Genomic DNA, 24,689 nt, shown 5'->3' with positions numbered 1-24,689 from the left:
TTCAGGTGCAAACGCTGTCAGGCGATCGCCTCACACAGTCGCATTTTCATCTCGCTGTAGGTCTGCGCGGCGTATCGTTCAGCCCACTGTTGATCGGTAATTTTTTCTACCTTCACCGCGCAATACTTGGTTTCCGGCGTTTTTGAGATAGGGTCGAGGTTGTCCTGCGTCAGTTCGTTGCATGCGCCAATCCACCACTGGTAGGTCATATACACCGTGCCGCGGTTAATGCGCTCTGAGACATCGGCCCGGCTGATCACTTTGCCGCGTCGCGAACTGACCCACACCAGATCGCGATGGCGGATCCCCAGTTCCTGTGCGTCCTGGACGGCAATCTGCACATAGCCCGGTTCATCGGCAAGCGCCTGAAGCGCCGCACAGTTCCCGGTCATCGAGCGGCAGGAATAGTGACCCACTTCGCGTACCGTACAGAGCACCATCGGATACGTCTCATCCGGAATTTCCGCAGGCGCGCGCCACGGTGCGGCAAACAGCTTGCCTTTGCCGTCTGGCGTATCAAAGCGACTGTTGGCGTACAAATAGGGCGTTCCGGGGTGATCGAGGTCCGGGCAGGGCCATTGTACGTGTCCCATTTCACCCATTTTTTCGTACGTTACGCCATAGAACAGCGGACACAGTTCGCGCATCTCATCCCAGATTTGCTGATTGTTGTCATAATGCATGGGATACCCCATTTCGCTGGCCAGCAGGCTGATAATTTCCCAGTCGCGCTTCACGTCACCGGTCGGTTCAATGGCTTTTTCAAAACGTTGAAAGCCGCGGTCGGCACAGGTGAATACGCCGCCGTGTTCGCCCCAGGAGGTTGCCGGTAAAATGACGTCGGCCATCTCTGCGGTCTTGGTCATGAAAATATCCTGTACCACGACAAAATCCAGCGCCTCGAAGCCTTTGCGAACCAGGCTCGAATCAGCTTCTGTTTGTAGCGGATCCTCTCCCATGATGTAGTAGGCTTTGATTTTACCTTCCAGCGCCAGATGCGGTACTTCGGTGATGCGCGTCCCGACGCGTTCGTCCATCCGCTCAGGATTGATACCCCAGGCATGGGCGAACTTCTGACGAATAACCGGATCGGTCACGCTCTGGTACCCCGGGAACAGATTAGGTAACACGCCCATATCACAGGCACCCTGAACGTTATTCTGTCCGCGCACCGGTCCGACGCCGACGTAAGGGCGCCCCAGATTACCGGTCAACAAAGCGAGGCTGGATAACCCCCGCACCACGTCAACCGCCTGGCCGAACTGCGTCACACCCATTCCCCACATCACGGTTGCGGAAGGGGCGGCGGCAAAGGTGCGCATTGCCTGGCGCACCTGCAAAGCCGGAACGCCAGTCAGATGTTCCACGGCTTCAGGGGAATAGTCTTTCACCGTCTGCCAGTAGGCATCCAGGCCCTCTGTATGCTGCTGCACATACGCTTTGTCGTATAACTGCTCGTCAATCAGCACGTAGCCAAAGGCGTTAACCAGCGCCATATTGCACCCGTTTTTAAGCTGCAGATGCTGATCGGCAATGCGGGCAGTTTCAATACGGCGAGGATCGCAGACGATAATTTTTGCGCCATTCTGACGCGCTTTAATGACCCGGCGCGCCACGATAGGGTGAGAGTCCGCACAGTTATAGCCAAAGATCAGCAGGCATTTGGAATGTTCAATATCGCTAATGGCGTTACTCATTGCGCCATTGCCCAGGGTTTCCTGGAGTCCGGCGACGGAAGGACCGTGGCATACGCGGGCGCAACAATCCACATTGTTAGTATGAAGAACCGCACGGGCGAATTTCTGCATGACATAATTGGTTTCATTCCCCGTTCCGCGGGAAGAACCGGTCGTCATAATGGCGCGTGGACCAAAGGTATCGCGGATAGCCAGCAAACGATGCGCGGTGTAGCGGATGGCTTCATCCCAACTGACCGGGGTAAATTTAGCGCCTTTTTCATAGCGGATCATGGGGCGAGTCAGACGGGGCGTCAGCAGGCGGGTATCGTTCAGGAAGTCCCAACCATAGTAACCTTTCAGGCAGAGCTGGTTCTGGTTAGTCACACCCTCAGCCGCTTCAGCGCGGATGATTTTGTTATTTTCAACAACAAGCTTGAGCTTGCACCCGGCCCCGCAGTAGGGGCACACACTGGTGATTTTTTTCATCAATAACAGACCTGTTAAATGCTGAAATAGCGCGAATTGTAGAGGAAGCGTCAGCACTGTCGCCGACGCTTCGGATTGTCATTATGACGCATGGCGATAAGCATAATGCGTGCCAGAATGAAGAAACCCGCAGTGGCGCGGTTCTGGAACAGGAAGGGGGAGGAAATGACAGCCCGTTCGACATAAATGACGAGGCAACGTCAAAAAAAAGCCCGCACAGAGGCGGGCAAGAAATACTGGAAGCAATGTGAGCAATGTCGTACTGAATACCTGAGCTTTTTGCTCAACTATTCAGTAATGAGAAAGATAATCTTTATCATTTGAATATGCAACCCCAACTTTTGTAGGAGAACAACGCAGGGTAAATAAAGTGATTTTCATCACAAATTTCAATTTCCTGATGATGTGCTATGCTTTTTAACGGCGACTAAACCGCTAACGTAAAAACATAAGTGAGGAAAAAATGGGCATTCTTTCATGGATTATTTTTGGTCTTATTGCAGGTATTCTGGCGAAGTGGATTATGCCTGGTAAGGATGGTGGTGGTTTCTTCATGACGATCATTCTGGGGATCGTCGGCGCCGTCGTCGGCGGCTGGATCAGCACGCTTTTGGGCTTCGGGAAAGTGGACGGCTTTAACTTCGGCAGCTTCGCCGTCGCGGTAATCGGCGCGATTGTCGTGCTGGTTATCTACAGAAAAATCAAAAGCTAAACGGTAAAATTTGCAGACAAAAGGCTACCTCAGGGTGGCCTTTGTCATTTAGACCAGCGTCACCACCAGCCTAACGCGGTTCCCAGCACAGCGACTATCGCTACGGCGATCATTATCAGGGTTGTTTTTTTCATGAATTATGCTCCCGGCGCGGCATAGCCGCCGATAAAAAACCACGCCAGAAAAACCACGGCCGTAATAAAAATGACGACGGGAAACAGAATGCCCAGTCTCATGCGATCACCTGTCAGAAGTATGCAAAGAGCCGCAAGGATAACAGGGGTTAATGAGTGACAAAAGAGAATGTCCGCACGCTTTTAACGACGACGCAGGAAAACATGGAGACCGGAAGGCAGTCGCGGTACGCTAGTGCGCTATCACCGTTAACGGAGGGAATATGAAATCACTGCTTATCGCGCTGTCATGCGCCTGTTTATTATCAGCCTGTACGACGGCATCGCAACCCGATGCGCCAAAGCCACCGAAGGTGGGGATGGCAAACCCTGCGGCGGTCTATTGTGAGCAAAAAGGCGGGACGTTAGTGCCGGTGCAAAGCCCGCAGGGCGTGCGCTCCGATTGCAAACTGCCGGGCGGCGAAGTCATTGACGAATGGGAACTGTGGCGCCGCGATCATCCGCAATCCGCGAAGTGACAACAGGGGGCCTGGCAGGCTATCATCTCTCGGAATAGTCTTAATCTACAGTACAAGAGCGTAACGAGAGAAGTATGTTCCAGTTAAAGCCAGGCACGCTGGCGATGATTATTGGCGCGAAAACGTCCGCCGGACGTTGCAATATTGGCAAGTCGGTAGAACTGTTTCACCTGTGTCAACCGGGCGAGGTGTTTATCAACCCGGTGAATGGCTTTACGACCATGCTGCCAAAAGAGACGCCGCGGGCGCTCTGGCTGGTGACAGGCGATGTGGTTGCCGCGAATGGGCAGCAGGGGTTTGCCTGGGTACGTGCGGAGCACCTGATGCCACTGTTACCCGACGCGCAGCCTGATGCAGTCAATGCCCGCGAATCACAGCTCGCGTAGCCAATCCGCCAGCACAAGGGCGTGATTCTGTTCGTCGTTTTTGGCTGCGTACAGTAACGTCAGCGTTTGCTGACGGGCAATCTTCGCCAGCCGTTCTCCTTCCTGGCGCTCGGCGGCGAGTTCGGCACGATACAGCCCGGCAAAGTGCGTAAAATCAATCGTTGCGGCATGAAACATCTTACGCAGTTCTGTCGACGGGGTGAGCGTTTTGACCCATTCATCAAAAGCGAGATCCGCTTTTTTGATGCCCCGCGGCCACAAGCGATCCACCAGCACGCGGTAACCGTCGCTTTGTTCTGCGGGTTCATAAACGCGCTTACACTGAATTTTCATGTTTATCTCTCTCTTCAATCCAGGCGCAAAAGTCAGCTAACTGCTGGTCGGAAAAAACGGTAATGCCGTGCTGACGCAGCAGCGCGGTAGCGACCCCCATGCCGGGATGACGTTTGCCGCTAAACGTGCCGTCGTAAATAAACTGGCTGCCGCAGGTGGGGCTGCCATCGGTAAGTAACGCGACCACACATCCGGCTTCCTGCGCGGCGCGAAGGGCAAGCCAGGCGGCAAGTTGATAATGCGCGGTGGCATCGTTGCCGGTCTTTTCGTGTACTTTTGCGCGCCCTTGCATGACTGCATCGCCATTGGCAAAGACAATTTCTGCCGGTGGGCGGGGTATCGGCATGCCAGCGGCCAGTTCGGGGCAATGAACGACCAGACGTTGTTCTTCCTGCAGACGCGAAAGCACCGCGTTTAAAGGGGTTTTCTCGCTACCGTTATAGCGAACCTTAAACCCCATCAGGCATGCGCTAATCAGTATTTTACTTTTCATCATGATTCAGGCGTCAAAACGAAAAAAACGTTACCACTATAGCACTTCGTGGCTCGCCATCCCTAAATTAAGGGATTGTGATAGCGGGAAAAGATCGGTAGGCTGAGGTTCCTTATGTTGTCCCCAATTGCTCTGACGTAAGGAATTCTTCATGGAAATATCCCCTGTAAAAGATACGCTGCGGATCGCGCTGGTCGGTGATTATAACGCCAGCGTCACGGCGCATCAGGCGATTCCCCTGGCCATCGACGATGCCGCCGCGGTCCTTGAGCTGATCGCGGATTACGACTGGCTTGCCAGTACGGAAATTAACAGCGCAGAAGACCTGGTGGGGTATGACGCAATCTGGGTCGTGCCGGGCAGTCCTTATCAAAATACCGACGGCGCGCTGACCGCCATTCGCTATGCCCGGGAAAACAGCATTCCTTTCCTGGGAACCTGTGGAGGGTTTCAACATGCGATAGTGGAATACGCCCGTAACGTGCTGGGCTGGCACGATGCGGCGCATGCTGAAACCGACACCGAAGGGCGGATGGTTATTATGCCGCTGACCTGCTCGCTGGTCGAAAAAACGGATGCAATTGAACTGCGCGCCAATACGCTGATCGCCAAAGCCTATGGTCAGCCGATCGTTACGGAAGGCTATCACTGTAACTATGGTATTGCGGACGCGTTTGCCCGTGAGCTGGAAAGCGGCGATCTGCGGGTGACCGGCTGGGATGACAATGGCGATATCCGCGCGGTCGAGCTGGTGACGCATCCGTTTTTTGTGGCGACGCTGTTCCAGCATGAACGTGGCGCGCTGGCGGGTAAACCGGTTCCGCTCGTTCAGGCGATGTTGCGCGCCGCGCGGGGGTAAACGTCAACTGCCGGAGGGCGTCGTCGTCCGGCAATCTCGGGGGCCATACGTTACGCTGTGGCAATCTCCTTGTTGCGTCCGGCATAGAGGCCGAACACCGCCATCAGCACCGCCAGCGCCGCGACAGCCAACAGCGGGATCTGCCAGTCGCCCTGCGCATCATGAATATTTCCCATCAGCGGCGGTCCGCAGGCCGCCAGCAAATAGCCAACGGACTGCGCCATACCAGAGAGCGCCGCGGCCTGATGCGCGGAACTGGCGCGCAGGCCGATAAAGGTCAGCCCGAGGATCATTGTGGCTCCCGAGCCGAATCCAAACAGCAGCGTCCACGCAACCGCCTGGACGGGCATGAACCACAATCCCGCGGCGCCACAGGCGCACATCAGCGATGCCAGTACGGCGATGCAACGTTGGTCGCGAAAGCGGTGCAGGACAAGTGGAATAAGCAAACCGGGCGCCGCGGTCGCCAGTTGCAGCAAACCATGCAGGGAACCCGCCTGCGCTTCGCTGAAACCATGACTGATTAATATCGCGGGCAGCCAGCCGATAATCACATAATAGATCAGTGAGTTAATACCAAGAAACAACGTCACCTGCCAGGCCAGCGCGGAGCGCCAGATACCGCGTGCGCGCAAGGTGCGGGAGGAGGTCAGGGTTGCAGTGGCGGCGTTGCGCCACTGCGGCAGCCAAATCAGAAGGGCCAGTAAGGGAAAAATCATCAGCGTACACAGCGCGCCGCGCCAGCCAAAACCGCTCAGCGCCAGCGGCACCACCAGCGCGGAACCTAATGCCGCCGCCGCGCCCATCGTCAGAGAGTAGGCGCCGGTCAGTCTGGCGACATGCTGTGAAAAATCGCGCTTGATCAGTCCTGGCAGCAGTACATTGCCCAGCGCTATCCCGCAGCCAATCGCCGCCGTTCCTGCAAACAGCAGCGGGGCGGAAGGCCATGAGCGCACGGCTATACCGGCGCAAATCAGTAGCATCGCAATAAACAGGCTGCGCTCCATCCCAAAACGCCGGGCAACGTTTGCGGCCAGTGGTGAAACCAGCGCAAAAGCCAGCAGCGGCAGAGTGGTTAACAGGCCGGTCTGGGCGGTGGTGAGGTGGTAGTCCGCGCGAATCGCGTCCAGTAACGGCGCCGCGCCGGTGAAGGTCACGCGTAGCGTGGTGGCAATCATCAGGATGCCCGCAATCATCAGGGCGCTGTGTTTGCCGCGTGGTGAAGAAAAAGTCATTGTTATCTCATATCAACGGGTGAGGGCGTACCATACCGCGTTTGCCGGAATAACAAATCAAGCTAAAATGACAGTTTATCGCTAAAAACGGACAAAATGATGTACAGCCTGCGACTTGATGGATATGAACCCGATCTTCACCATGACCCTGCTGTGGCATTTCGTATTCGGGTGCAGCCTGAGGAACTGTTCAGTAAGCTGCACCAGCATCGTAAGGGGCAGCTGATTATGGCGCTGCACGGCGCGATTACCTGTGAGGTAGAGCGGGCGATGTGGATGGTGCCGCCGCAGTACGGCGTCTGGATCCCCGGCGGTATTCCGCACAGTAACCATGCGACGGCCAACGCGGAGCTCTGTTTTCTGTTTATCGAACCGGACGCGGTGACGCTGCCGGATCGCTGCTGCACGTTACAAATTACGCCGCTTTGCCGGGAACTTATTCTGGCGCTGGCGACGCGTAGCGACAGCCAACGGGCTGAGCCGCCCACCCGGCGTCTGACCCAGGTGTTGTTTGACGAACTGCCACAGCAACCGCAGGAGCAATTGCAGCTACCGGTTTCCGCCCACCCTAAAATTCGCCGGATGGTCGACACGATGGCGCGCGAACCCGCCCGCTGGCAAACGCTGGGACAGTGGGCGGATGCCTTTGCCATGAGCGAGCGTAATCTTGCCAGGCTGGTGGTCAAAGAGACCGGCCTCAGCTTTCGCCGGTGGCGGCATCAATTGCAGCTTATTCTCGCGCTGAGGGCGCTGGTGGACGGAAATAACGTGCAGCAGGTCGCGCAGTTACTGGGGTATGACTCCACGACGGCGTTTATTACGATGTTTAAAAAAGGCCTGGGCCAGACCCCAGGCCGTTATCTGACGGGATTAACTACTGCTTCCCGACAATAAGCGAGACCAGACCGGCGGCGATAAGCGGTCCCACCGGGACGCCGCGAAACAGCGCCACGCCAAGCACAGTACCCACCAGCAGACCGGCGACCAGTTGCGGCTGGTTGCCCATCAGCGTGACGCCGCGCCCGCCGAGCCACGACACCACCACGCCGACCGCAATGGCGACCAGCGATTTCCAGTTCAAAAAGGAGTGGATAAGCGTGGAAGGCGGAAGCGTACCGCTGGCGATGGGGGCCATAACGCCAATCGTCAGGATAATAATCCCGATGGTTAGCCCCTGTTTTTCTATCCACGGAAAATAAGCGTTGAGAGGGGTAACGCGGACGATGATCAGCACCAGAATTGAAACGGCGACAGTGGTGTTATGGCTGATAAAGCCCAGAGCTGCCAGTCCGAGCAGGATCAGCAGAGTGACATCAAACATCGTGGTTTCCTTGCCAAAAAAAGTAAGCCTGTTAACTCTACGCTCAAACGCGTGAGTGAACAGACTTTTTTCATCCCGGTTGGCCATTTCTGGCAAATGCATAATGCGGCGAAACAGCGACGTGCTCAGGTTAGGCGACGGAAAGCGACCTGTTCAGGCTGGGCGATACGCAGGTAGTCGCGGGTATTAAGGATTATCGATTTATCGAGCACGCCGGCGTTAAAGGCGATCTCATCGAACCGTTCGAACAACAGCGGGTCGGCGACCAGCTTAAGCTGCGGATGAAAGCTAAACGGTGGAATAGCGCCGAACACGCAGCCGGTGAGCGCATCCACTTCGGCAGGGCTGGCGAGTGATGCGCGAAGTCCGCCAAGATGGGTGGCGAGAAGCGAAAGATCGGCTTGCTGGTCGGCGGGTAAGATCGCCAGCACATGCTGATTCACGCCGTTGCCCTTCACCTTGCAGACCAGTGCTTTTGCGCCCTGACCCAGTGCGGTTCCCCGAATTTCCGACACGGCTTCACATTTACCCACCGCTTCGTGACTGACAATGCGATAACGCGCGCCTTCCAGCGACAGCAAATCAATCAAACGCTGATGGGTTACGCTGCCCTTCACTAATTCGCTCATTTTTCACTCCTGTTAGCGCGAAAAAACAGGCTAAAAGACTATCACGAACGCTGATGGTTTTGCTGTTTATTGCGGTACAACTGTTCATCCGAGGCTTTATAGGCGTCATGAAGCGTATCGTTCGGCTGCATGCTGTATACGCCTGACGAAAAACGGATCGCTTTTTCCGGCGCGACGGTGTGCAGATGCTGGCTGATTCGCTCCGGTAAACGCGCGGCCATGTCAGGTTCCGCATCGATCAGGATCACGCAGAATTCATCGCCCCCGAGCCGTATGGCATAGTCGCTTTTACGCACTGACGCCTCGATCGCTTTCGCCAGCAGGGTAATAGCCCGATCGCCCTCCTGATGTCCCTGGGTGTCGTTGATCTGCTTAAGCTTATCGAGATCGATCGCAATGAAGGTGACCGGCGTACCCGCGCTGACAAACCGCTGCAACCGCTGTTCAAGGGTGGGCGTTAAAATTTTACGGTTGTATAAACCGGTCATCGCGTCGCTAATATTTTCCCGCGTCACGTTATGATAAAGACGAAAATGGAGCCTGACCATATTAAGCAGCAGGGCGGTGGCTATCAGGTAAAAAAGAAAAATTTTCCACGCCGACATCAGGAAGTAGAGAATATCGAGCGACAGTGCGACATGGAGCCCGCCGGGGAGATCAACAACGTAGCGGACATACGGAAAAAGATTATTTTCGCTCTGATGGATAATAATGGTTTTCCCGGAATCGGTATCCGTCACCGCGGCATTCAGATAGCGCCAGACAAGGGGGCGATCGTGGGGATAAAGAATATTCTGCAAGTTCTGTTTATTAATATCCACCATGACCATCCCTTTTAACGTGCCGTCGAGGTAGACCGGCGTTAAAAAGCTCATCACGTTCAGTTCGGTGCGATCGTCCTGATAAATACTCGACAGCACGGTGCGTCCGGTAAACACACCGTCAATATCCGCCATATTTATTCCTAGCGAGCCTTTTTGTAAGAAATGCCAGTGATGCATGGCGAACTGACGTGTATTAACCCGTCGATAGAAATAAATATAGTGGTCCTGCAGATCCAGATAATAGCGGAATTTTGTTTCCCGGGTGGCTAACCCGTTACCGTAATCGGCTTGTTTATAGTTCACCAGGACGGCCCGATCAAACGCGGTTAAGCGTAATGCTTCGGGGGCAATCTGTTCGCAGTCTGCTGAGGCCGTTTGTAGCGTACCGTGAAGCGCCGGGTAGTTATGGCGCGTCAAATTCAGGCCATATACCTGATTCACATGTTCGTAAGCCTGACAAATCGCGCGACGTTTTTCTGGCGGCGGCGTTTTTTGTGGGCTGGCAAAGGTTCGCATCAGGTGAGCGGCGATACTCTGATTCTGATATTTGTCATACAAAAAAGAGGAGTCGGCCTTTTCTATCAGATAACGCATATAGGCGTTCATCATTTTGTGGCTATTGACAAGCTCATAAATCAGAAACGAGGAGGTTAAAACAACAACGCTTGCAGAAATAAAGAGCCTGAGCGCTTTGTGCGGCAATTTCATGATAAACAGCAACTCTCCTGGTCAGACACTTTATTTTATCACACGCGCCAGTTTCAACCTAATGACCCCGGAAGGAGAGGATGTAACAGAGAATAAATGAACCCGCCAGGCGCACATTTGCCTGGCGGGTCATTGTTTAACTGGCGCTGGTGGCGCCTTGCTTATGAAAAAGCTCACGGAACACCGGGTAAATATCGTCTTGATCGCGAATATGCTGCATGGCGAAATTGTCAAAACTCGCCTGCAGATGTTCGTATTCGCGCCAGAGCGTCTGGTGCGCGCGGCGGGTGATTTCGATATAGCTGTAGTAACGCACCACCGGCAGCAGTTTTTTCGCCAGGATCTCATGACACAGCGGGGAGTCATCGGCCCAGTTATCGCCGTCCGAGGCCTGCGCGGCATAGATGTTCCATTGCGCGGGATCGTAACGCTCTTTCACCACCTCATCCATTAGCTTCAGGGCGCTGGAAACGATCGTCCCGCCGGTTTCCTGCGAGTAGAAGAACTCATGCTCATCGACCTCTTTCGCCTGGGTGTGATGGCGGATATAAACGACCTCCACGTTTTTATAGGTCCGACTCAGGAACAGATAAAGGAGAATATAAAAGCGCTTCGCCATATCCTTGGTAGACTGATCCATTGAGCCTGAGACGTCCATCAGGCAAAACATGACGGCCTGGCTGGAAGGATCGGGACGCTTTTCGTAATTTTTGTAACGCAGATCAAACGTGTCGATAAACGGCACTCGCTCGATTTTCGCCCGCAGTTCGGCAATCTCTTTACGCAGGCGTTCTTCTTCCAGCAGCTGCGCCGGTTCGCGTTTGCTGAGGGTCTCTAATTCTTCTTCCAGCGAATGCAGTTCGCGACGCTTACCGGCGGTCATCGCCGTGCGCCGCGCCAGCGAGTTTTGCAGCGAGCGAACGACGCTGATATTGGCCGGAACGCCATTCGACGTATATCCCGCGCGATGTGTTTTATACTCCGTCAATTGGCGCTGCTGGTTTTGCTTCAGGTTTGGCAGCGCCAGGTCTTCGAACAGCAAATCGAGATACTCATCTTTCGAGATCTGGAAAACGAATTCATCCTGCCCTTCACCGTCCTGGCTGGCCTGACCCTGTCCGCTGCCGGAACCGCCGCCACCGCCCTGTGGCCGCTCTATGCGGTCATTCTGCACAAAGTGATCGTTACCCGGATGTACGCGATGGCGCAGGCCGCCGCGTCCCTGATGAAACATCGGTTCGCTGATGTCTTCCGTAGGAATCGAGACAGACTCACCGCTGTCTACGTCGGTCACCGAACGCTTGTTGATGGCTTCGGAGATCGACTGTTTGATTTGCGCTTTATAACGGCGCAAAAAGCGCTGGCGGTTAACCGTGCTTTTGTTTTTGCCGTTGAGTCGTCGGTCTATGAACCAGGTCATATGCCCCCCGTACTGCATTTGCCAACACGCAGTGTCTGTAGATACCGAAGGACGCTCGCGCGTCTTCGGCCTACGGAACGTTGTAATAGGCCCGGCAAGCGTGCGCCGCCGGGCAACGGTTTATGACGATTTACGTACGCGCAAATACCATTCGCACAGTAAACGCACCTGCTTACGGGTATAGCCTTTCTCCATCATCCGGTCGACAAAGTCGTCGTGTTTCTTCTGCTCATCGGTCGACGTTTTGGCGTTGAACGAAATCACCGGCAACAGCTCTTCGGTATTAGAGAACATTTTCTTCTCGATGACCGTGCGCAGTTTTTCATAGCTGGTCCAGTTCGGATTACGCCCGCTGTTGTTCGCCCGGGCGCGCAGAACAAAGTTGACTATCTCGTTTCGGAAATCTTTTGGATTGCTGATCCCCGCCGGTTTTTCAATTTTTTCCAGTTCAGCATTCAGCGACTCGCGATCAAACAGTTGACCGGTATCCGGGTCACGGTACTCCTGATCCTGGATCCAGAAATCGGCATAGGTGACATAGCGATCAAAAATGTTCTGTCCGTACTCAGAATACGATTCCAGATAAGCTGTCTGAATCTCTTTGCCGATAAACTCGGCGTATTTGGGGATCAGATAGCCTTTCAGGAACTCAAGATAGCGTTCGGCCTGCTCCTGAGGGAACTGTTCACGCTCGATCTGCTGCTCAAGTACGTAGAACAGATGCACCGGGTTGGCCGCCACTTCCGCATGATCGAAGTTAAACACGCGCGAGAGGATCTTAAACGCGAAGCGGGTCGACAAACCGTTCATTCCTTCGTCCACGCCAGCGTAGTCCCGGTACTCCTGGTAAGACTTCGCTTTCGGGTCGGTGTCTTTCAGGCTTTCACCGTCATAAACGCGCATTTTGGAGTAGATGCTCGAGTTTTCCGGTTCTTTCAGACGCGACAGGATCGAGAAACGCGACAGCGTTTCCAGCGTGCCCGGCGCGCAGGGCGCATGGGTGAGCTCACTGTGATTAAGCAATTTCTCGTAGATTTTGATCTCTTCGGAAATGCGCAAGCAGTACGGCACCTTCACGATGTAAACACGGTCGAGGAAGGCTTCGTTGTTTTTGTTATTACGGAAGGTCACCCATTCCGATTCGTTCGAGTGGGCAAGAATAATACCGTTAAACGGCAGGGCGGAGATCCCTTCGGTACCGTTATAGTTCCCTTCCTGAGTCGCGGTCAGCAGTGGGTGCAGCACCTTAATCGGCGCCTTAAACATCTCGACGAATTCCATGATCCCCTGGTTCGCGCGGCACAGGGCGCCGGAATAGCCATAGGCGTCCGGATCGTTCTGGGCGTGGTTTTCGAGCTTACGAATATCCACCTTGCCGACCAGCGCGGAGATATCCTGGTTGTTTTCATCGCCCGGTTCGGTTTTGGCGATGGCGATTTGTTCCAGAATCGACGGCCACACTTTCACTACGCGGAATTTGGTAATATCGCCGCCAAATTCATGCAGTCGTTTCGCGGCCCACGGCGACATAATGGTGCCCAGGTAGCGGCGAGGAACGCCGTACTCTTTTTCCAGAATCTGCGCGTCTTCCTGCGGGTTAAACAGGCACAGCGGATGGTCGTTGACCGGGCTGCGTTCACCGTTGGCGCTCAGAACGTAAATCGGTACGCGCTGCATTAATGATTTCAGTCGCTCGGCCAGCGACGACTTCCCGCCGCCTACAGGCCCCAGCAGATACAGGATCTGTTTCTTCTCCTCCAGCCCTTGAGCCGCGTGTTTCAGATAAGAGACAATCTGCTCAATCGCGTCTTCCATGCCATAGAACTCTTCAAACGCCGGGTAGCGGGCGATGACCCGGTTAGAGAAGAGTCGGGAAAGTCGAGGTTCCTGGGCAGTATCGACCATGACAGGCTCACCGATAGCCATCAATAGCCGCTCTGCCGCATTGGCATAAGCACTGCGATCTTGCCGACAAGTGGTAAGAAATTCCTGCAGTGTGAACTCTTCGTCCTTGGCAGCTTCATAGCGCTGGCGATAGTGATCGAATATATTCATGGTATGCCGTCCTTTCGTTTTTTAGCACAGGTTAAGAGCCGTTCATATGAATAGTAGAGGCTCCCGGAAGAGGTAAACTGAACGACGTCACTTACTGTCTCATCAGAAAAAACAGCAACTCTCATGCCATCTTGCTAAGCAGGAGATCAACGTGCCCGGTGATACACCTTCTAAATTTAAGCGTAGATGGCATTTGCAAAACTTGCCTGTGGGAGCAAATGAATTTCAATGGCATATCAATAACTCATCCACAAAAAGTGCATAGCTAATGTAAATAAAACAGCAGAAGATCATGCGTTATTCACGCGGCTGCAAGCAGACTGTCATCTCTGCCAGGGAAATTAAACGGTTACATTCTGTCAGTTATTTGTAAAATAGTTGGGTTGTTGCGTATTGGCGGTTACACTTTTGCCGCGAAACATTTGAATAAGGAATGATGGATTGTGACCAAACTCAAACTTCTGGCACTTGGCGTGCTTATCGCAACGTCTGCTACGGTAGCGCACGCTGAAAGCAACCTGACGCTGGGCGCAGGCGTTGGTGTGGTTGAACACCCTTATAAGGACTATGACGCTGACGTTTATCCGGTTCCGGTTATTAACTATGAAGGCGATAACTTCTGGTTCCGTGGTCTTGGCGGCGGTTACTATTTGTGGAATGACACGACCGATAAACTGTCGATTACCGCCTACTGGTCGCCGATGTACTTCAAGCCTGGCGACAGCGATGATTATCAAATGCGTCGTCTGGACAAACGTAAGAGCACCGTGATGGCGGGCTTGTCGTATGTGCATAATACGGAATACGGTTTTCTGCGCACCATGCTGTCAGGCGATACGCTGGACAACAGTAACGGCATCGTCTGGGATCTCGCCTGGCTGTACCGCTACACCAACGGCGGTTTAACGCTGACGCCAGGCATCGGGGTTGAGTGGAACAGCGAAAACCAGAACGAATACTACTACGGTGTTTCACGTAAAGAGTCTGCCCGTAGCGGTCTGCGTGACTATAACCCGAACGACAGCTGGAACCCGTATCTGGAGTTGAGCGCCAGTTACAACTTCCTGGGCGACTGGAACGTTTACGGCACGGCGCGCTATACCCGCCTGTCTGATGAAATTACCGACAGCCCGATGATCGACAAATCCTGGACCGGTCTGATCTCCACCGGGATCACCTATAAATTCTGATTGTGCATCATCACAATGCATTTTGTGCATCAAAACAGGGCGCTTGCGCCCTGTTTTGCTTTACGGTAATGCATGATGGAGGAGAGTGCGATGACAGATAAACAGATTGTATTTGCCGGACATCCGCCGCTGGCGGCAATCGGCCAGGGGACATGGTATATGGGTGAAAACGCAGGCATGCGCAAAGCGGAGGTGGCTGCACTACGAGCGGGCGTGGAGGCTGGGCTGACGCTGATCGACACTGCGGAGATGTATGCCGACGGCGGTGCGGAGAAAGTGGTTGGCGAGGCGCTGAGCGGATTGCGTCAACAGGTGTTTCTGGTGTCGAAAGTCTATCCCTGGAATGCGGGAGGGCAGAAAGCTATTGCCGCCTGCGAGGCGAGTTTGCGGCGGCTCAATACGGATTATCTGGACCTCTATTTATTGCACTGGACGGGCAGCTATTCTTTTGCGGAGACCGTCGAGGCGATGGAGACGCTGATGGCGCAGGGTAAAATCCGCCGTTGGGGCGTGTCGAATCTCGATTACGACGATATGCAGGCGCTGTGGAAAGTGGAGGGCGGCAGAGCCTGCGCCACCAATCAGGTGCTTTATCATCTGGCTTCGCGCGGTATCGAATACGATCTTCTGCCATGGTGTCAGCAGCAACACCTTCCTGTGATGGCCTACAGTCCGCTGGCGCAGGCCGGCCGTCTGCGCAACGGTTTATTTAATCACCCGCAGGTGCAGGCGATCGCGCAGGCGCATCACGCCAGCGTAGCGCAAGTTTTACTGGCCTGGGTGATCAGTCATCAGGGGGTGATGGCGATTCCGAAAGCGGCAAGCGTAGAGCACGTGAAGCAAAATGCGGCGGCGCTGACGATGACGCTGTCCGCCGGCGAAATTGCCGCTCTGGAGAAGGCATATCCAGCGCCAACGGGGAAAACCGCGCTGGATATGGTGTGACGAAAACGGTTCTAAACCTGCAGACCAGATGACGGCTGACCAGGTTCAGCCGCAGCTACCGTTAGCGTTTCGCAACGCGAATGGTCTGTGCCAGACGGGACGGTTTTTCTTCCGTCGCTTTTTGCGGTGCGCTGGCATGCGCAGTCTCGACGCAGACAAACGTTTTATAGCCATCATCCGGCATGTCGCCCATGCTCACGGACAGCGCCGGGCCCGGGTTCCAGCCAACAACGTTGATATGGTGATGATGGATAACGTTAATATTCCGGTTTAGCGCGGTGTCGTGAATCACGCTGCATGCTTCCGGGTTCAGATAAACGCGGTCAGTGCGATCCGGGAACGCCTGAACGCCGTCGGTCAACGCATCTTCTTTCGCATCGTTCACTTTATCAATAAAACGATCGCCCAGACCGCTTACTTTCACCGCCGCGATATCGCCAACGTTGAAATAGGTGTGCAGGGCGGATGTTGTTTCGAAATCGCCGTGCGCTTCCAGTTCGATTTCGCAGGTTTGACCCACTTTAAAACGCGCCAGCAGGGTGAAGTCGTGCGGCCAGTACTGACGGGTCGCTTCACTGCTTTGCAGCTCAAAGGTTAGCACCGCGCCGTTGTCATCTTCATTGTGAGCTTTCAGCGTCCAGGGCAGGTTACGGGCAAAACCGTGGGAAGGAAAACCCGGCTGTGTGGAGGGACCAAACCAGGGCCAGCAGATCGGAACGCCGCCGCGCAGGGGGACACCGTTTTTAAACGGCGTGATATCACTCAGCCACAGAACGTCCTCTTCGCCAGCGGGTTTCCAGGAGAGAAGATGCGCGCCCTGAAGAGCAAAAGAGGCTTTGACCTGCGGGTGGTCGACAACAATCAGTTCGAGTTCGTCCAGCTGACGGCGCGACAGAACAGGGGTGATTTGTTCGATTATCGGAAGAGCAAAAATTTTAGTAATCATCACGCAATCCTTTAATTTCAGACAAAAAAAAGAGCGACCGGAGTCGCTCTTACAATTTATGGCTTCATCTCAACTTATTTGGAGATGTGAGCAATCAGATCCAGAACTTTGTTGGAGTAGCCGGTTTCGTTATCGTACCAGGATACCAGTTTCACGAAGTTGTCGTTCAGTGCGATACCTGCTTTAGCATCGAACACGGAAGTGCATACTTCGCCGTTGAAATCGGTAGAAACAACGTCGTCTTCGGTGTAGCCCAGAACGCCTTTCATTTCGCCTTCGGAAGCAGCTTTGATAGCTTTCTTAATTTCTTCGTAAGAAGCAGCTTTTTCCAGACGAACGGTCAGGTCAACAACGGATACGTTCGGAGTCGGAACGCGGAACGCCATACCGGTCAGTTTGCCATTCAGTTCCGGCAGAACTTTACCGACAGCTTTAGCTGCGCCGGTAGAGGACGGGATGATGTTCTGAGCCGCGCCACGGCCGCCACGCCAGTCTTTGTGAGACGGGCCGTCAACGGTTTTCTGAGTCGCGGTGGTCGCGTGAACGGTAGTCATCAGACCTTCGATGATGCCGAAGTTGTCGTTGATAACTTTTGCCAGTGGAGCCAGGCAGTTAGTGGTGCAGGATGCGTTGGAAACGATGTCCTGGCCAGCATATTTGTCAAAGTTAGCGCCTTTAACAAACATCGGGGTGTCGTCTTTAGAAGGACCCGTCAGAACCACTTTTTTCGCGCCAGCAGTGATGTGCTTACGTGCGGTTTCGTCAGTCAGGAAGATACCGGTCGCTTCAGCAACTACGTCAACACCAACTTCGTCCCATTTCAGGTTAGCCGGATCGCGCTCAGCGGTAACACGGATTTTTTTACCGTTAACGATCAGATGACCGTCTTTCACTTCAACGGTGCCGTCGAAACGACCGTGAGTGGAGTCATATTTCAGCATGTAAGCCATGTAGTCAGCGTCTAACAGGTCGTTGATTGCAACGATCTCGATGTCAGAACGTTTCTGAGCAGCACGGAAAACAATGCGACCGATACGGCCAAAACCGTTGATACCTACTTTGATAGTCATATATTCCACCAGCTATTTGTTAGTGAATAAAAGGTTGCCTGTAAAATTACAAAAACCTTACGCAGCGTCAAGCGGAATCGTGTCAATCATTGCGACAAATCAATCCTCTGCACAAGCTTTGCGCGGCTGACTCGCCTCACTCTTCCTTTGGGCTTGAAACCACATGGGGGCGGCGCCCCGAATTTTAAAGGGCAACTGAGATAAAAATGTGATTTTCATCACGATTCACGAGCTGCCATTTCGCAAGGATCAAGTTTAGAACAAAAGTTGCGACTGAGGTGTTAATGTTTTGTTAGAATCGGTGACGCAATGTGAGTGTTCCAAAAGCGAGATGCGAGCAAAATGGCGAACAAACCTTCCGCAGAAGATCTGAAGAAAAACCTGACTGAAATGCAGTTCTACGTGACGCAGAATCACGGTACCGAACCGCCGTTTACCGGGCAGTTATTGCATAACAAGCGTGACGGCGTGTACCACTGTCTGGTCTGCGACGCGCCGCTGTTTACCTCCCAAACGAAATACGACTCCGGTTGCGGCTGGCCGAGCTTTTACGAGCCGCTGAGCGAAGACGCGATCCGCTATCTGAAAGACGATTCACACGGAATGCAACGCATCGAAATTCGCTGCGGCAATTGTGATGCCCATCTGGGCCACGTCTTCCCGGATGGCCCACAGCCGACCGGGGAGCGTTACTGTGTTAATTCGGCCTCCCTGAGCTTTACCGACGATGAAAATGGCGATCAGGTGAAGGGTTGAAGAATCGATTCAGCAATTTATTCCACAGGAGGGGAGCGTATGAATCTTGATGAGATCATTAACAGTATGACGCCGGAAGTGTATCAGCGCTTATCAACCGCCGTTGAGTTGGGAAAATGGCCGGACGGCGTGGCGCTGACGCCCGAGCAAAAAGATAACAGTCTGCAACTGGTGATGCTCTGGCAGGCGCGGCACAACACTGACGCGCAACACATGACCATCGACACCAACGGTCAGATGGTGATGAAAAGCAAACAGCAGTTGAAAGAAGATTTCGGTATTGCGCCGAAACCGATCGCGACATTTAAATCCTGATACCGCAAAACGCCCGACAGCGTGCGCCGTCGGGTGTTGATCGGAACGCGTGAAGGGTTACTTCTTGTTCATCATCGACTTGAGATCGGCAAAAGGATTGTAGGTTGCCTCGCCGACGCTCTTTTGCGCATCTTCCCCCGCTATGACCGTTGAGCCGTACTGATCGGCTTCCGTGTATTTTGAATGCTCGTGGTCGTGGCAGTACAGGCACAGCATCTCCCAGTTGCTGCCATCTTCCGGGTTATTGGAATGATCGTGATCGATATGGTGTACCGTCAACTCACGAAGATTGGAATAGACAAATTCACGTGAACAACGTCCACAGACCCAGGGGAAGAGCTTAAGCGCCTTTTCGCGATAACCCACTTCCAGACGGGCGTAATTTTTAGGGATAAAAGCCATAAGCCCCATGCCTCCTGTCGAGAAAGAAAAAGCGGCGTAAAAATACCGCAGCGGATACGCCAATCTTAACCCGAATGACACGGCGTCGCACAGTGCGGGAGACGCCCCACAATAAATCCTGGGGCGTCTCACCGGATCACGGCGTAATCGCTAAGGATTCCGCCAGCTGTTTTGCTAACTGGTTATTATCATCCGCGCCATATTCCCAGAACATCGCGCCCGCCAGTCCGCGTTTTTTGATGTAGTCGGCTTTGATCGCCACTGAACGCGGATCCTCGTAGGAGAGGGCAAACAGCGTCTTGCCTTCAGCGGATTTTACCGACAGCCAGGGAACCTTCGCGTCGTCATCCCAGTGCCCGGTAAACCGCTTTTGCGGATCGTTAAGAAAGGTTTTCACTATATCGTTGTACTTCACGTAGGTATCTTTCTTCAGGTCAATACCGAGCGAGCGAAACAACGCCACTTCCTGCTCGCCGAAATAGGGCTGGGTGACAGGATTTTTCTGCGCGTCCGGTTTGCTCCAGTCAATTCCTGGCTCCACGGAACGCTTGGGAACGCGGCCATAAAAACCGATGCCAAGATTCATCTGCTGCGGTTTAAGTCCGGCGGCAAGATAGTTATTGACCACAAAGTCTACGCTGTATTTGTCGGCAGCGGCCACCGTTGGCCACGCCTTTGAATCGTACAGGTTGGCGTTGAAATACTGGGTGCCATAGGCCATGTCATACGTCATCAAATTGATATAATCGAGCAGCGGTGCGATGGCCTTCACATCTACCCAGCTTTTCGGACTTTCCGCATTCGCCCCGACGGCAATGGTCACCAGTTTGGCTTTGCCGAACGCCTGACGCAGTTCTTTCAGCAGCAACGTGAAGTTATCCCGGTCCGCTGGCTGGCTTTCTACCAGCCCCCATGCGCCGTTGACCGGGTATTCCCAGTCAAGATCGATTCCGTCAAGACCATACTTTTTAACAATCTCCTGCGCAGACTGAATAAATACCGCGCGGGTTTCCGGTGTGGCCGCCGCGCCGGAGAATCCACGCGCTCCCCAGCCGCCTACCGATAACAGCACCTTTAAATTCGGGTTTTGTTTGCGCAGAACGGGAAGCTGGGCGAGGTCCGACTGGACTTTTGGCGACAGCCAGATCTGATGCCGCATTGCCGGATCTTTCAGCGCGACATTGGTTTCTTCTTTTTCGCCGTTATAGATCAGGCCAAAGGAGTAGTTCAGGTGGGTGATTTGGCGCACGTCCAGCTTATTAATATCACCGCCCGGTCCGGCGGTGACGTCCCCGCCGCCGTTAAAATAGCCAACGGACATCATCGAACTGGCGGACGCGACGGACGCGCAGAGCAGGGGTAATACTGCCAGCAAAGGCAAACGTTTCATAATCGATCCTCTTTGACGTTTAAAAAGCAAACACGCCACGGAAATGGCGTGGCGAAAAAACAGCCATCAAAGAGTAGCACCCGCGTGTCGTTGCCGCTGCGATACAGTTCACTTTATGTGACGGAAGACAAACGGGATTTTTTATGCGAGGGGGAGAGACGTTGGCCGGATAAACGCAGCGCCATCCGGCCATCACATCAGCGGTGCGTCTCTTCCCAGTCATCCAGCGTATAGAGCGTAGCGCCTTGCGCCGCCATCTCCATAAACGCATAGCTGCTGTCCTGGGGTTGCAGATTCACCCCGCGACAGCCGTCGGTAATGACGTTTACGCGGTAGCCCAACTGGAGCGCATCCTGCACCGTAAATTTCACGCAGTAATCGGTCGCCAGCCCCATGACGATCAGCTCCGTAATACTGTGCGCCTTCAGCCAGTCGTCCAGCGCCGTTTTTTGTCTGCGCCCGTTATCGAAAAAAGCGCTGTAACTGTCAACCTGCGGATTCTCGCCTTTGTAAAATACGGTTGCGATCGCTTTCTGGTTTAACAGCGGATGCAGCGCCGCGCCTTCGGTGTTTTGTACGCAGTGATCCGGCCAGAAGGTTTGCGCCAGCCCATCGAGTTGGCCTTGCGAGTAAGGTTCCACCTGGTGCTGGCTGGCAAAACTGCCGTGATTCGCCGGATGCCAGTCCTGGCTGGCGATCGCCGCTTCGCCGCGCGCCTGACACCACGCTATCAGCCGGTTGGCGACATCCACGGTGCTGTCGCCTTCGGGCACGGCAAGCGCGCCGCCCGCGCAAAAGTCATTTTGTAAATCAACCAGTAACAGAGCGCGCTGGGTCACAGGATCCTCCTTAGTCGTCTGGCGTCAGTTCGCCGCGCAGGTTCTGGGTCATTGCCACGCGAATGGCCGCGGTGTCCAGACCCTGGCTCAACAGATAGTGCAGCTTGGTCAGCGTGGCTTCAACAGTCATATCCGCACCGCCAATCACCCCGGCATGCGCCAGCGCGTTCCCGGTCGCGTAGCCGCCCATATTCACTTTACCTGACATACATTGGGTGAGATTCACCACCACGATGCCACGGTCGCTGGCTTCGCTCAGCTCTTTAAGAAATTCTTTATTCTGCGGCGCGTTGCCGACGCCATAGGAGCGCAGGATCAGCGCTTTTACCGGCTGGCGCAGGAAGTTTCGCACCACCCCGGCAGAGATCCCCGGGTAAATCGTGACCACGCCGATCGGTTGCGGCGTGATAGGGTGCACAATAAATGGCCCATCGCCCTGCGGCGCTGGTGGAGTGCCCGTACGACGAATATGAATCCCGGCTTCCAGCAACGGCTGGATGTTAGGGGAAGCAAAGGCGTCAAAGCCGTCAGCGTGGGCTTTTGTGGTGCGGTTTCCGCGGTAAAGGCGATTATTAAAAAACAGCGTAACTTCGTTGATCGGATAATTAGCGGCGACGTACAGCGCGTTGAGCAAATTAATTTGTCCGTCGGAACGCAGCTCGGCTAAGGGGATTTGTGACCCTGTCACAATAACCGGCTTACCGAGATTTTCCAGCATAAACGAGAGAGCGGACGCGGTGAACGCCATGGTGTCGGTGCCGTGGAGGATCACGAAACCATCATATTCATCGTAATTAGCGTGGATGTCATTCGCGATATGCTGCCAGTCTTCAGGCGTCATATCGGAGGAGTCCATCAGCGGGGCGTATTCGTGGATAGTGAAATCCGGCATCTCCGGACGGTGGAATTCAGGCATCAATGCCAGTTGCCGTTGAAGGTGACCGGAAACCGGAATGTATCCCTGTTCAGAACGCTGCATACCGATGGTACCGCCGGTATAGGCAACGTAAATAGATTTCTTCTGCATGGCGATGATCTTACGAAGTGAAGAGTGTTTTTGTGCCGGATAGCGACGCTTGCGCGACGTATCCGGCATCACCGTTTAACGCACGTTAGCGCAGGTCAGACAAAACGCATAACGGTTTTGCGGGTCGTTAAACGCCGCCAGTTTGTCGCCTTCCGCTTTCACCGTGCTGGCGGCAGAGGCCAGCGGCGCGGGAAGCATCGCCTGAATAGCCTGCGGCAGCATGGCGCGTACTGAACCGGACATGCTGTCCATCACCCTGTCGAAGAAAGTCGGCTCATCCTGATAGTAGTCGATATGCCACTGTTTGAGTTTCGCCAGCTCCGCGGCTTTCGCCACCGCGTCGTCGAAGTCGCCCAGACTGTCGACCAGACCGTTAGCCTTCGCATCCTGCCCGGTCCAGACGTGACCCTGGGCGATTTTATCAATCTGCTCAGGCGTTGACTTGCGCGCAGTGGCAACCAGGGTGATAAAACGTTGATAGCCATTCTCGATGCTTAGCTGCATCATCTGCTGCACTTCCGGCGGCAGAGCTTTGGTCATCGAAATATCCGCCAGCGGCGAGGTGGCCACGCCGTCCGTATGTACGCCGATAGCGTTGAGGCTATTTTCAACGGTATTAATGACCCCGAAGATCCCGATAGAGCCGGTCAGGGTGCTTGGGTTCGCCACAATGTAGCTGGCGGGTGTGGAGATCCAGTAGCCGCCGGATGCCGCCATGCCGCCCATCGATACCACGACAGGTTTTCCGGCAGCTTTTGCCGCAGCCAGTTCAGAGCGAATCACTTCGGAAGCCGTCACGCTGCCTCCCGGGCTGTTGACGCGCAGGACGATGGCTTTCACTTTCGGATCCAGTCGGGCGTCGCGAATTTGCGAGGCCGTCGTGTCGCCGCCAACGTTCCCCGGGGTTTCTTCGCCGTCCATAATCGCCCCGTTGGCAAACACCACGGCAATGGCGCTACCGGTGTCCGCAGGGGGATTCAGGGAATAATCGTAATAGCTGATTGCGCGATAGTTATTTTCAGACTTGCTCCAGCCAAATGCTTTGGTCAGGGCTTTTTCCATCTCAGTGCTGGTGAGCAGCGCATCCACCAGCTTATGGTCGAGGGCATATTTCGCCGTGTCGCCGCCGGCCTTTGTCAGCCCGTCCAGTACACCTTGCGCGCCAGGGAATACCTGCTGAGCCGGAATTTGACGGTTGGCGGCGATGGTATTCAGGTAATTCTGCCACAGCTCGCCAATCCAGCGGCTATCCGCTTCACGTGCGGCGGGAGACATATCGTCGCGAATAAAGGGCTCAACAGCGGATTTATAGGTACCGACGCGGAAAACGTGGGTGGACACTTTCAGCTTATCCAGCAGCGATTTGTAGTACAGGCCATTTGTGGCAAAACCGTGAATATCGACAGCCCCTTGTGGCGTAAGCCAGATTTTATTGGCAAAACTTGCCAGATAATACTGGCCCTGGCTGAAGTTATCGCCAACGGCATAAACCGGCTTACCGCTGTCGCGGAATTCGCGCAGCGCTTTACCGATATACTGCATCGACGGCTGATCGGCTCCGGCAAAATCTTTCAGATCCATGACGATGCCGGTGATATTGCTGTCTTCTTTCGCCTGACGGATCGTATTGACGATATCAAACAGGGAGTTTTCCTGCAGGCGATCGGAGCTTGCGCCAAACAATTGACGACCAAGCACGCCTAAACGATGGGTACTGGAGGGTTTATCGACGATCACCCCGGAAATATCCAGGAGCAGGGCGCCGCGACTGACTTTCTCCCCCGAATTCCCGTTGTTCACCTGCATCCAGATCCCGACACCCACAAGGATCAGGAAAATAAAGAACAGGTTAAGCACCATTTCGCGGACAAAATTGAGCAGTCGCCACGTCCATTTAAAAAAACCGGCAATAAATCGCCACAGGGTTCGCATGTCTTCTCCCAATCATTACCAATACTACATCCGGTCAGGATGTATGAGATGAGGCTATCCTAATGACCCGACAGGCAGTTGTCAG

The 24,689-nt window shown here is 54.2% G+C and carries 26 protein-coding genes; 9 read left to right on the top strand and 17 right to left on the bottom strand.

Annotation, left to right across the window (positions count from 1 at the left end; genetic code table 11):
* Positions 1-17 precede the first annotated feature (17 nt).
* Positions 18-2,165 carry a formate dehydrogenase subunit alpha gene (gene fdhF, locus HVX72_RS12100; RefSeq protein ID WP_181821446.1) on the bottom strand — a complete coding sequence of 716 codons (2,148 nt, stop codon included), beginning with the start codon at positions 2,163-2,165 and terminating at the stop codon, positions 18-20.
* 463 nt (positions 2,166-2,628) lie between these two features.
* Here fdhF and HVX72_RS12095 point away from each other — a divergent pair, with 463 nt between their 5' ends.
* On the top strand, positions 2,629-2,877 hold the full coding sequence (locus HVX72_RS12095; protein WP_042287607.1) for a GlsB/YeaQ/YmgE family stress response membrane protein: 249 nt from the start codon (positions 2,629-2,631) through the stop codon (positions 2,875-2,877).
* Positions 2,878-3,014: 137 nt separating this feature from the next.
* Here HVX72_RS12095 and HVX72_RS12090 read toward each other — a convergent pair whose 3' ends face one another.
* Complete coding sequence (locus HVX72_RS12090) at positions 3,015-3,113, bottom strand: YoaK family small membrane protein (protein WP_042287604.1); 99 nt, start codon at positions 3,111-3,113, stop codon at positions 3,015-3,017.
* A gap of 161 nt (positions 3,114-3,274) precedes the next feature.
* Here HVX72_RS12090 and HVX72_RS12085 point away from each other — a divergent pair, with 161 nt between their 5' ends.
* Positions 3,275-3,529 carry a DUF333 domain-containing protein gene (locus HVX72_RS12085; protein ID WP_181821445.1) on the top strand — a complete coding sequence of 85 codons (255 nt, stop codon included), beginning with the start codon at positions 3,275-3,277 and terminating at the stop codon, positions 3,527-3,529.
* Positions 3,530-3,603: 74 nt separating this feature from the next.
* Positions 3,604-3,915 carry a hypothetical protein gene (locus HVX72_RS12080; RefSeq protein ID WP_042287599.1) on the top strand — a complete coding sequence of 104 codons (312 nt, stop codon included), beginning with the start codon at positions 3,604-3,606 and terminating at the stop codon, positions 3,913-3,915.
* Here HVX72_RS12080 and HVX72_RS12075 read toward each other — a convergent pair.
* Together HVX72_RS12075 and HVX72_RS12070 are read right to left on the bottom strand one after the other, a co-directional pair.
* Entirely contained in the window at positions 3,901-4,248 is a 348-nt protein-coding gene (locus tag HVX72_RS12075; RefSeq protein WP_060569634.1) for a DUF488 domain-containing protein, read from the bottom strand. The genes HVX72_RS12080 and HVX72_RS12075 overlap by 15 nt on opposite strands.
* Positions 4,232-4,741 carry a DUF523 domain-containing protein gene (locus HVX72_RS12070; RefSeq protein WP_181823271.1) on the bottom strand — a complete coding sequence of 170 codons (510 nt, stop codon included), beginning with the start codon at positions 4,739-4,741 and terminating at the stop codon, positions 4,232-4,234. The genes HVX72_RS12075 and HVX72_RS12070 overlap by 17 nt, the downstream gene beginning before the upstream one ends.
* A 151-nt stretch (positions 4,742-4,892) precedes the next feature.
* Here HVX72_RS12070 and HVX72_RS12065 point away from each other — a divergent pair, with 151 nt between their 5' ends.
* The gene (locus tag HVX72_RS12065) at positions 4,893-5,600 is read left to right on the top strand and encodes a CTP synthase (protein ID WP_060569636.1); all 708 of its coding nucleotides are present in this window, start codon (positions 4,893-4,895) and stop codon (positions 5,598-5,600) included.
* Between the two features lie 50 nt (positions 5,601-5,650).
* Here the strand turns inward: HVX72_RS12065 and HVX72_RS12060 are convergent, their stop codons facing one another.
* Positions 5,651-6,835, bottom strand: coding sequence for a CynX/NimT family MFS transporter (locus tag HVX72_RS12060; protein ID WP_181821444.1), 1,185 nt, complete (start codon positions 6,833-6,835; stop codon positions 5,651-5,653).
* A gap of 99 nt (positions 6,836-6,934) precedes the next feature.
* On the opposite strand from HVX72_RS12060, the gene HVX72_RS12055 reads away from it, so the two are divergent.
* Complete coding sequence (locus HVX72_RS12055) at positions 6,935-7,729, top strand: helix-turn-helix transcriptional regulator (protein WP_060569638.1); 795 nt, start codon at positions 6,935-6,937, stop codon at positions 7,727-7,729.
* On the opposite strand, the gene HVX72_RS12050 is transcribed toward HVX72_RS12055, so the two are convergent.
* The 5 genes from HVX72_RS12050 to yeaG all read right to left on the bottom strand — a co-directional run bounded on the left by HVX72_RS12050 (position 7,710) and on the right by yeaG (position 13,792).
* Complete coding sequence (locus tag HVX72_RS12050; protein WP_042287584.1) at positions 7,710-8,156, bottom strand: DUF441 domain-containing protein; 447 nt, start codon at positions 8,154-8,156, stop codon at positions 7,710-7,712. The genes HVX72_RS12055 and HVX72_RS12050 overlap by 20 nt on opposite strands.
* A 125-nt stretch (positions 8,157-8,281) precedes the next feature.
* The gene (locus tag HVX72_RS12045; protein WP_042287581.1) at positions 8,282-8,785 is read right to left on the bottom strand and encodes a YbaK/prolyl-tRNA synthetase associated domain-containing protein; all 504 of its coding nucleotides are present in this window, start codon (positions 8,783-8,785) and stop codon (positions 8,282-8,284) included.
* A 41-nt stretch (positions 8,786-8,826) separates the two neighbouring features.
* A complete protein-coding gene (gene dgcJ / locus HVX72_RS12040; protein WP_181821443.1) occupies positions 8,827-10,317 on the bottom strand; it encodes a diguanylate cyclase DgcJ in 1,491 nt (496 codons plus the stop codon).
* Positions 10,318-10,453: 136 nt separating this feature from the next.
* On the bottom strand, positions 10,454-11,737 hold the full coding sequence (locus HVX72_RS12035; protein ID WP_042287579.1) for a YeaH/YhbH family protein: 1,284 nt from the start codon (positions 11,735-11,737) through the stop codon (positions 10,454-10,456).
* A gap of 120 nt (positions 11,738-11,857) precedes the next feature.
* A complete protein-coding gene (yeaG, locus tag HVX72_RS12030) occupies positions 11,858-13,792 on the bottom strand; it encodes a protein kinase YeaG (RefSeq protein WP_181821442.1) in 1,935 nt (644 codons plus the stop codon).
* A gap of 443 nt (positions 13,793-14,235) precedes the next feature.
* Between yeaG and HVX72_RS12025 the strand changes: the two genes are divergently transcribed.
* The gene (locus tag HVX72_RS12025) at positions 14,236-14,982 is read left to right on the top strand and encodes a MipA/OmpV family protein (protein WP_042287574.1); all 747 of its coding nucleotides are present in this window, start codon (positions 14,236-14,238) and stop codon (positions 14,980-14,982) included.
* A 90-nt stretch (positions 14,983-15,072) separates the two neighbouring features.
* Positions 15,073-15,927 (top strand): aldo/keto reductase, encoded by an 855-nt coding sequence (locus tag HVX72_RS12020; RefSeq protein ID WP_181821441.1) that lies wholly within the window; start codon positions 15,073-15,075, stop codon positions 15,925-15,927.
* Between the two features lie 61 nt (positions 15,928-15,988).
* Here HVX72_RS12020 and HVX72_RS12015 read toward each other — a convergent pair whose 3' ends face one another.
* Both HVX72_RS12015 and gapA read right to left on the bottom strand, forming a co-directional pair.
* Positions 15,989-16,873 carry a D-hexose-6-phosphate mutarotase gene (locus HVX72_RS12015; RefSeq protein WP_042287570.1) on the bottom strand — a complete coding sequence of 295 codons (885 nt, stop codon included), beginning with the start codon at positions 16,871-16,873 and terminating at the stop codon, positions 15,989-15,991.
* A gap of 74 nt (positions 16,874-16,947) precedes the next feature.
* Positions 16,948-17,943 (bottom strand): glyceraldehyde-3-phosphate dehydrogenase, encoded by a 996-nt coding sequence (gene gapA / locus HVX72_RS12010; RefSeq protein WP_012905550.1) that lies wholly within the window; start codon positions 17,941-17,943, stop codon positions 16,948-16,950.
* A 342-nt stretch (positions 17,944-18,285) separates the two neighbouring features.
* On the opposite strand from gapA, the gene msrB reads away from it, so the two are divergent.
* Together msrB and HVX72_RS12000 are read left to right on the top strand one after the other, a co-directional pair.
* Positions 18,286-18,699, top strand: coding sequence for a peptide-methionine (R)-S-oxide reductase MsrB (gene msrB / locus HVX72_RS12005; RefSeq protein WP_042287567.1), 414 nt, complete (start codon positions 18,286-18,288; stop codon positions 18,697-18,699).
* Between the two features lie 39 nt (positions 18,700-18,738).
* Positions 18,739-19,014: a YeaC family protein gene (locus HVX72_RS12000; protein ID WP_042287565.1), complete on the top strand. Its 276-nt coding sequence runs from the start codon at positions 18,739-18,741 to the stop codon at positions 19,012-19,014.
* 57 nt (positions 19,015-19,071) lie between these two features.
* On the opposite strand, the gene yajD is transcribed toward HVX72_RS12000, so the two are convergent.
* From yajD to sppA, 5 genes are all read right to left on the bottom strand, one after another.
* On the bottom strand, positions 19,072-19,416 hold the full coding sequence (gene yajD, locus HVX72_RS11995; protein ID WP_042287562.1) for an HNH nuclease YajD: 345 nt from the start codon (positions 19,414-19,416) through the stop codon (positions 19,072-19,074).
* A 136-nt stretch (positions 19,417-19,552) separates the two neighbouring features.
* Positions 19,553-20,806 carry a glycoside hydrolase family 18 protein gene (locus HVX72_RS11990; protein ID WP_181821440.1) on the bottom strand — a complete coding sequence of 418 codons (1,254 nt, stop codon included), beginning with the start codon at positions 20,804-20,806 and terminating at the stop codon, positions 19,553-19,555.
* Between the two features lie 197 nt (positions 20,807-21,003).
* Positions 21,004-21,645 (bottom strand): bifunctional nicotinamidase/pyrazinamidase, encoded by a 642-nt coding sequence (gene pncA, locus HVX72_RS11985; protein WP_181821439.1) that lies wholly within the window; start codon positions 21,643-21,645, stop codon positions 21,004-21,006.
* Between the two features lie 10 nt (positions 21,646-21,655).
* A complete protein-coding gene (gene ansA, locus HVX72_RS11980) occupies positions 21,656-22,672 on the bottom strand; it encodes an asparaginase (protein ID WP_181823270.1) in 1,017 nt (338 codons plus the stop codon).
* Between the two features lie 75 nt (positions 22,673-22,747).
* Entirely contained in the window at positions 22,748-24,604 is a 1,857-nt protein-coding gene (gene sppA / locus HVX72_RS11975; protein WP_042287555.1) for a signal peptide peptidase SppA, read from the bottom strand.
* Positions 24,605-24,689 lie beyond the last annotated feature (85 nt).

Source organism: Citrobacter sp. RHB21-C05, from assembly GCF_013889015.1.
Classification (GTDB): domain Bacteria; phylum Pseudomonadota; class Gammaproteobacteria; order Enterobacterales; family Enterobacteriaceae; genus Citrobacter_A; species Citrobacter_A sedlakii.
Note: the sequence above shows the minus strand (reverse complement) of the source record. Positions and strands in the feature narration are given on the sequence as shown.

Excerpts from the sequence above, each read along its gene's own strand:
- fdhF (WP_181821446.1), bottom strand. The coding sequence starts at position 2,165 with ATGAAAAAAATCACCAGTGTGTGCCCCTACTGCGGGGCCGGGTGCAAG.
- HVX72_RS12095 (WP_042287607.1), top strand. The coding sequence starts at position 2,629 with ATGGGCATTCTTTCATGGATTATTTTTGGTCTTATTGCAGGTATTCTG.
- HVX72_RS12090 (WP_042287604.1), bottom strand. The coding sequence starts at position 3,113 with ATGAGACTGGGCATTCTGTTTCCCGTCGTCATTTTTATTACGGCCGTG.
- HVX72_RS12085 (WP_181821445.1), top strand. The coding sequence starts at position 3,275 with ATGAAATCACTGCTTATCGCGCTGTCATGCGCCTGTTTATTATCAGCC.
- HVX72_RS12080 (WP_042287599.1), top strand. The coding sequence starts at position 3,604 with ATGTTCCAGTTAAAGCCAGGCACGCTGGCGATGATTATTGGCGCGAAA.
- HVX72_RS12075 (WP_060569634.1), bottom strand. The coding sequence starts at position 4,248 with ATGAAAATTCAGTGTAAGCGCGTTTATGAACCCGCAGAACAAAGCGAC.
- HVX72_RS12070 (WP_181823271.1), bottom strand. The coding sequence starts at position 4,741 with ATGAAAAGTAAAATACTGATTAGCGCATGCCTGATGGGGTTTAAGGTT.
- HVX72_RS12065 (WP_060569636.1), top strand. The coding sequence starts at position 4,893 with ATGGAAATATCCCCTGTAAAAGATACGCTGCGGATCGCGCTGGTCGGT.
- HVX72_RS12060 (WP_181821444.1), bottom strand. The coding sequence starts at position 6,835 with ATGACTTTTTCTTCACCACGCGGCAAACACAGCGCCCTGATGATTGCG.
- HVX72_RS12055 (WP_060569638.1), top strand. The coding sequence starts at position 6,935 with ATGTACAGCCTGCGACTTGATGGATATGAACCCGATCTTCACCATGAC.
- HVX72_RS12050 (WP_042287584.1), bottom strand. The coding sequence starts at position 8,156 with ATGTTTGATGTCACTCTGCTGATCCTGCTCGGACTGGCAGCTCTGGGC.
- HVX72_RS12045 (WP_042287581.1), bottom strand. The coding sequence starts at position 8,785 with ATGAGCGAATTAGTGAAGGGCAGCGTAACCCATCAGCGTTTGATTGAT.
- dgcJ (WP_181821443.1), bottom strand. The coding sequence starts at position 10,317 with ATGAAATTGCCGCACAAAGCGCTCAGGCTCTTTATTTCTGCAAGCGTT.
- HVX72_RS12035 (WP_042287579.1), bottom strand. The coding sequence starts at position 11,737 with ATGACCTGGTTCATAGACCGACGACTCAACGGCAAAAACAAAAGCACG.
- yeaG (WP_181821442.1), bottom strand. The coding sequence starts at position 13,792 with ATGAATATATTCGATCACTATCGCCAGCGCTATGAAGCTGCCAAGGAC.
- HVX72_RS12020 (WP_181821441.1), top strand. The coding sequence starts at position 15,073 with ATGACAGATAAACAGATTGTATTTGCCGGACATCCGCCGCTGGCGGCA.
- HVX72_RS12015 (WP_042287570.1), bottom strand. The coding sequence starts at position 16,873 with ATGATTACTAAAATTTTTGCTCTTCCGATAATCGAACAAATCACCCCT.
- gapA (WP_012905550.1), bottom strand. The coding sequence starts at position 17,943 with ATGACTATCAAAGTAGGTATCAACGGTTTTGGCCGTATCGGTCGCATT.
- msrB (WP_042287567.1), top strand. The coding sequence starts at position 18,286 with ATGGCGAACAAACCTTCCGCAGAAGATCTGAAGAAAAACCTGACTGAA.
- HVX72_RS12000 (WP_042287565.1), top strand. The coding sequence starts at position 18,739 with ATGAATCTTGATGAGATCATTAACAGTATGACGCCGGAAGTGTATCAG.
- yajD (WP_042287562.1), bottom strand. The coding sequence starts at position 19,416 with ATGGCTTTTATCCCTAAAAATTACGCCCGTCTGGAAGTGGGTTATCGC.
- HVX72_RS11990 (WP_181821440.1), bottom strand. The coding sequence starts at position 20,806 with ATGAAACGTTTGCCTTTGCTGGCAGTATTACCCCTGCTCTGCGCGTCC.
- ansA (WP_181823270.1), bottom strand. The coding sequence starts at position 22,672 with ATGCAGAAGAAATCTATTTACGTTGCCTATACCGGCGGTACCATCGGT.
- sppA (WP_042287555.1), bottom strand. The coding sequence starts at position 24,604 with ATGCGAACCCTGTGGCGATTTATTGCCGGTTTTTTTAAATGGACGTGG.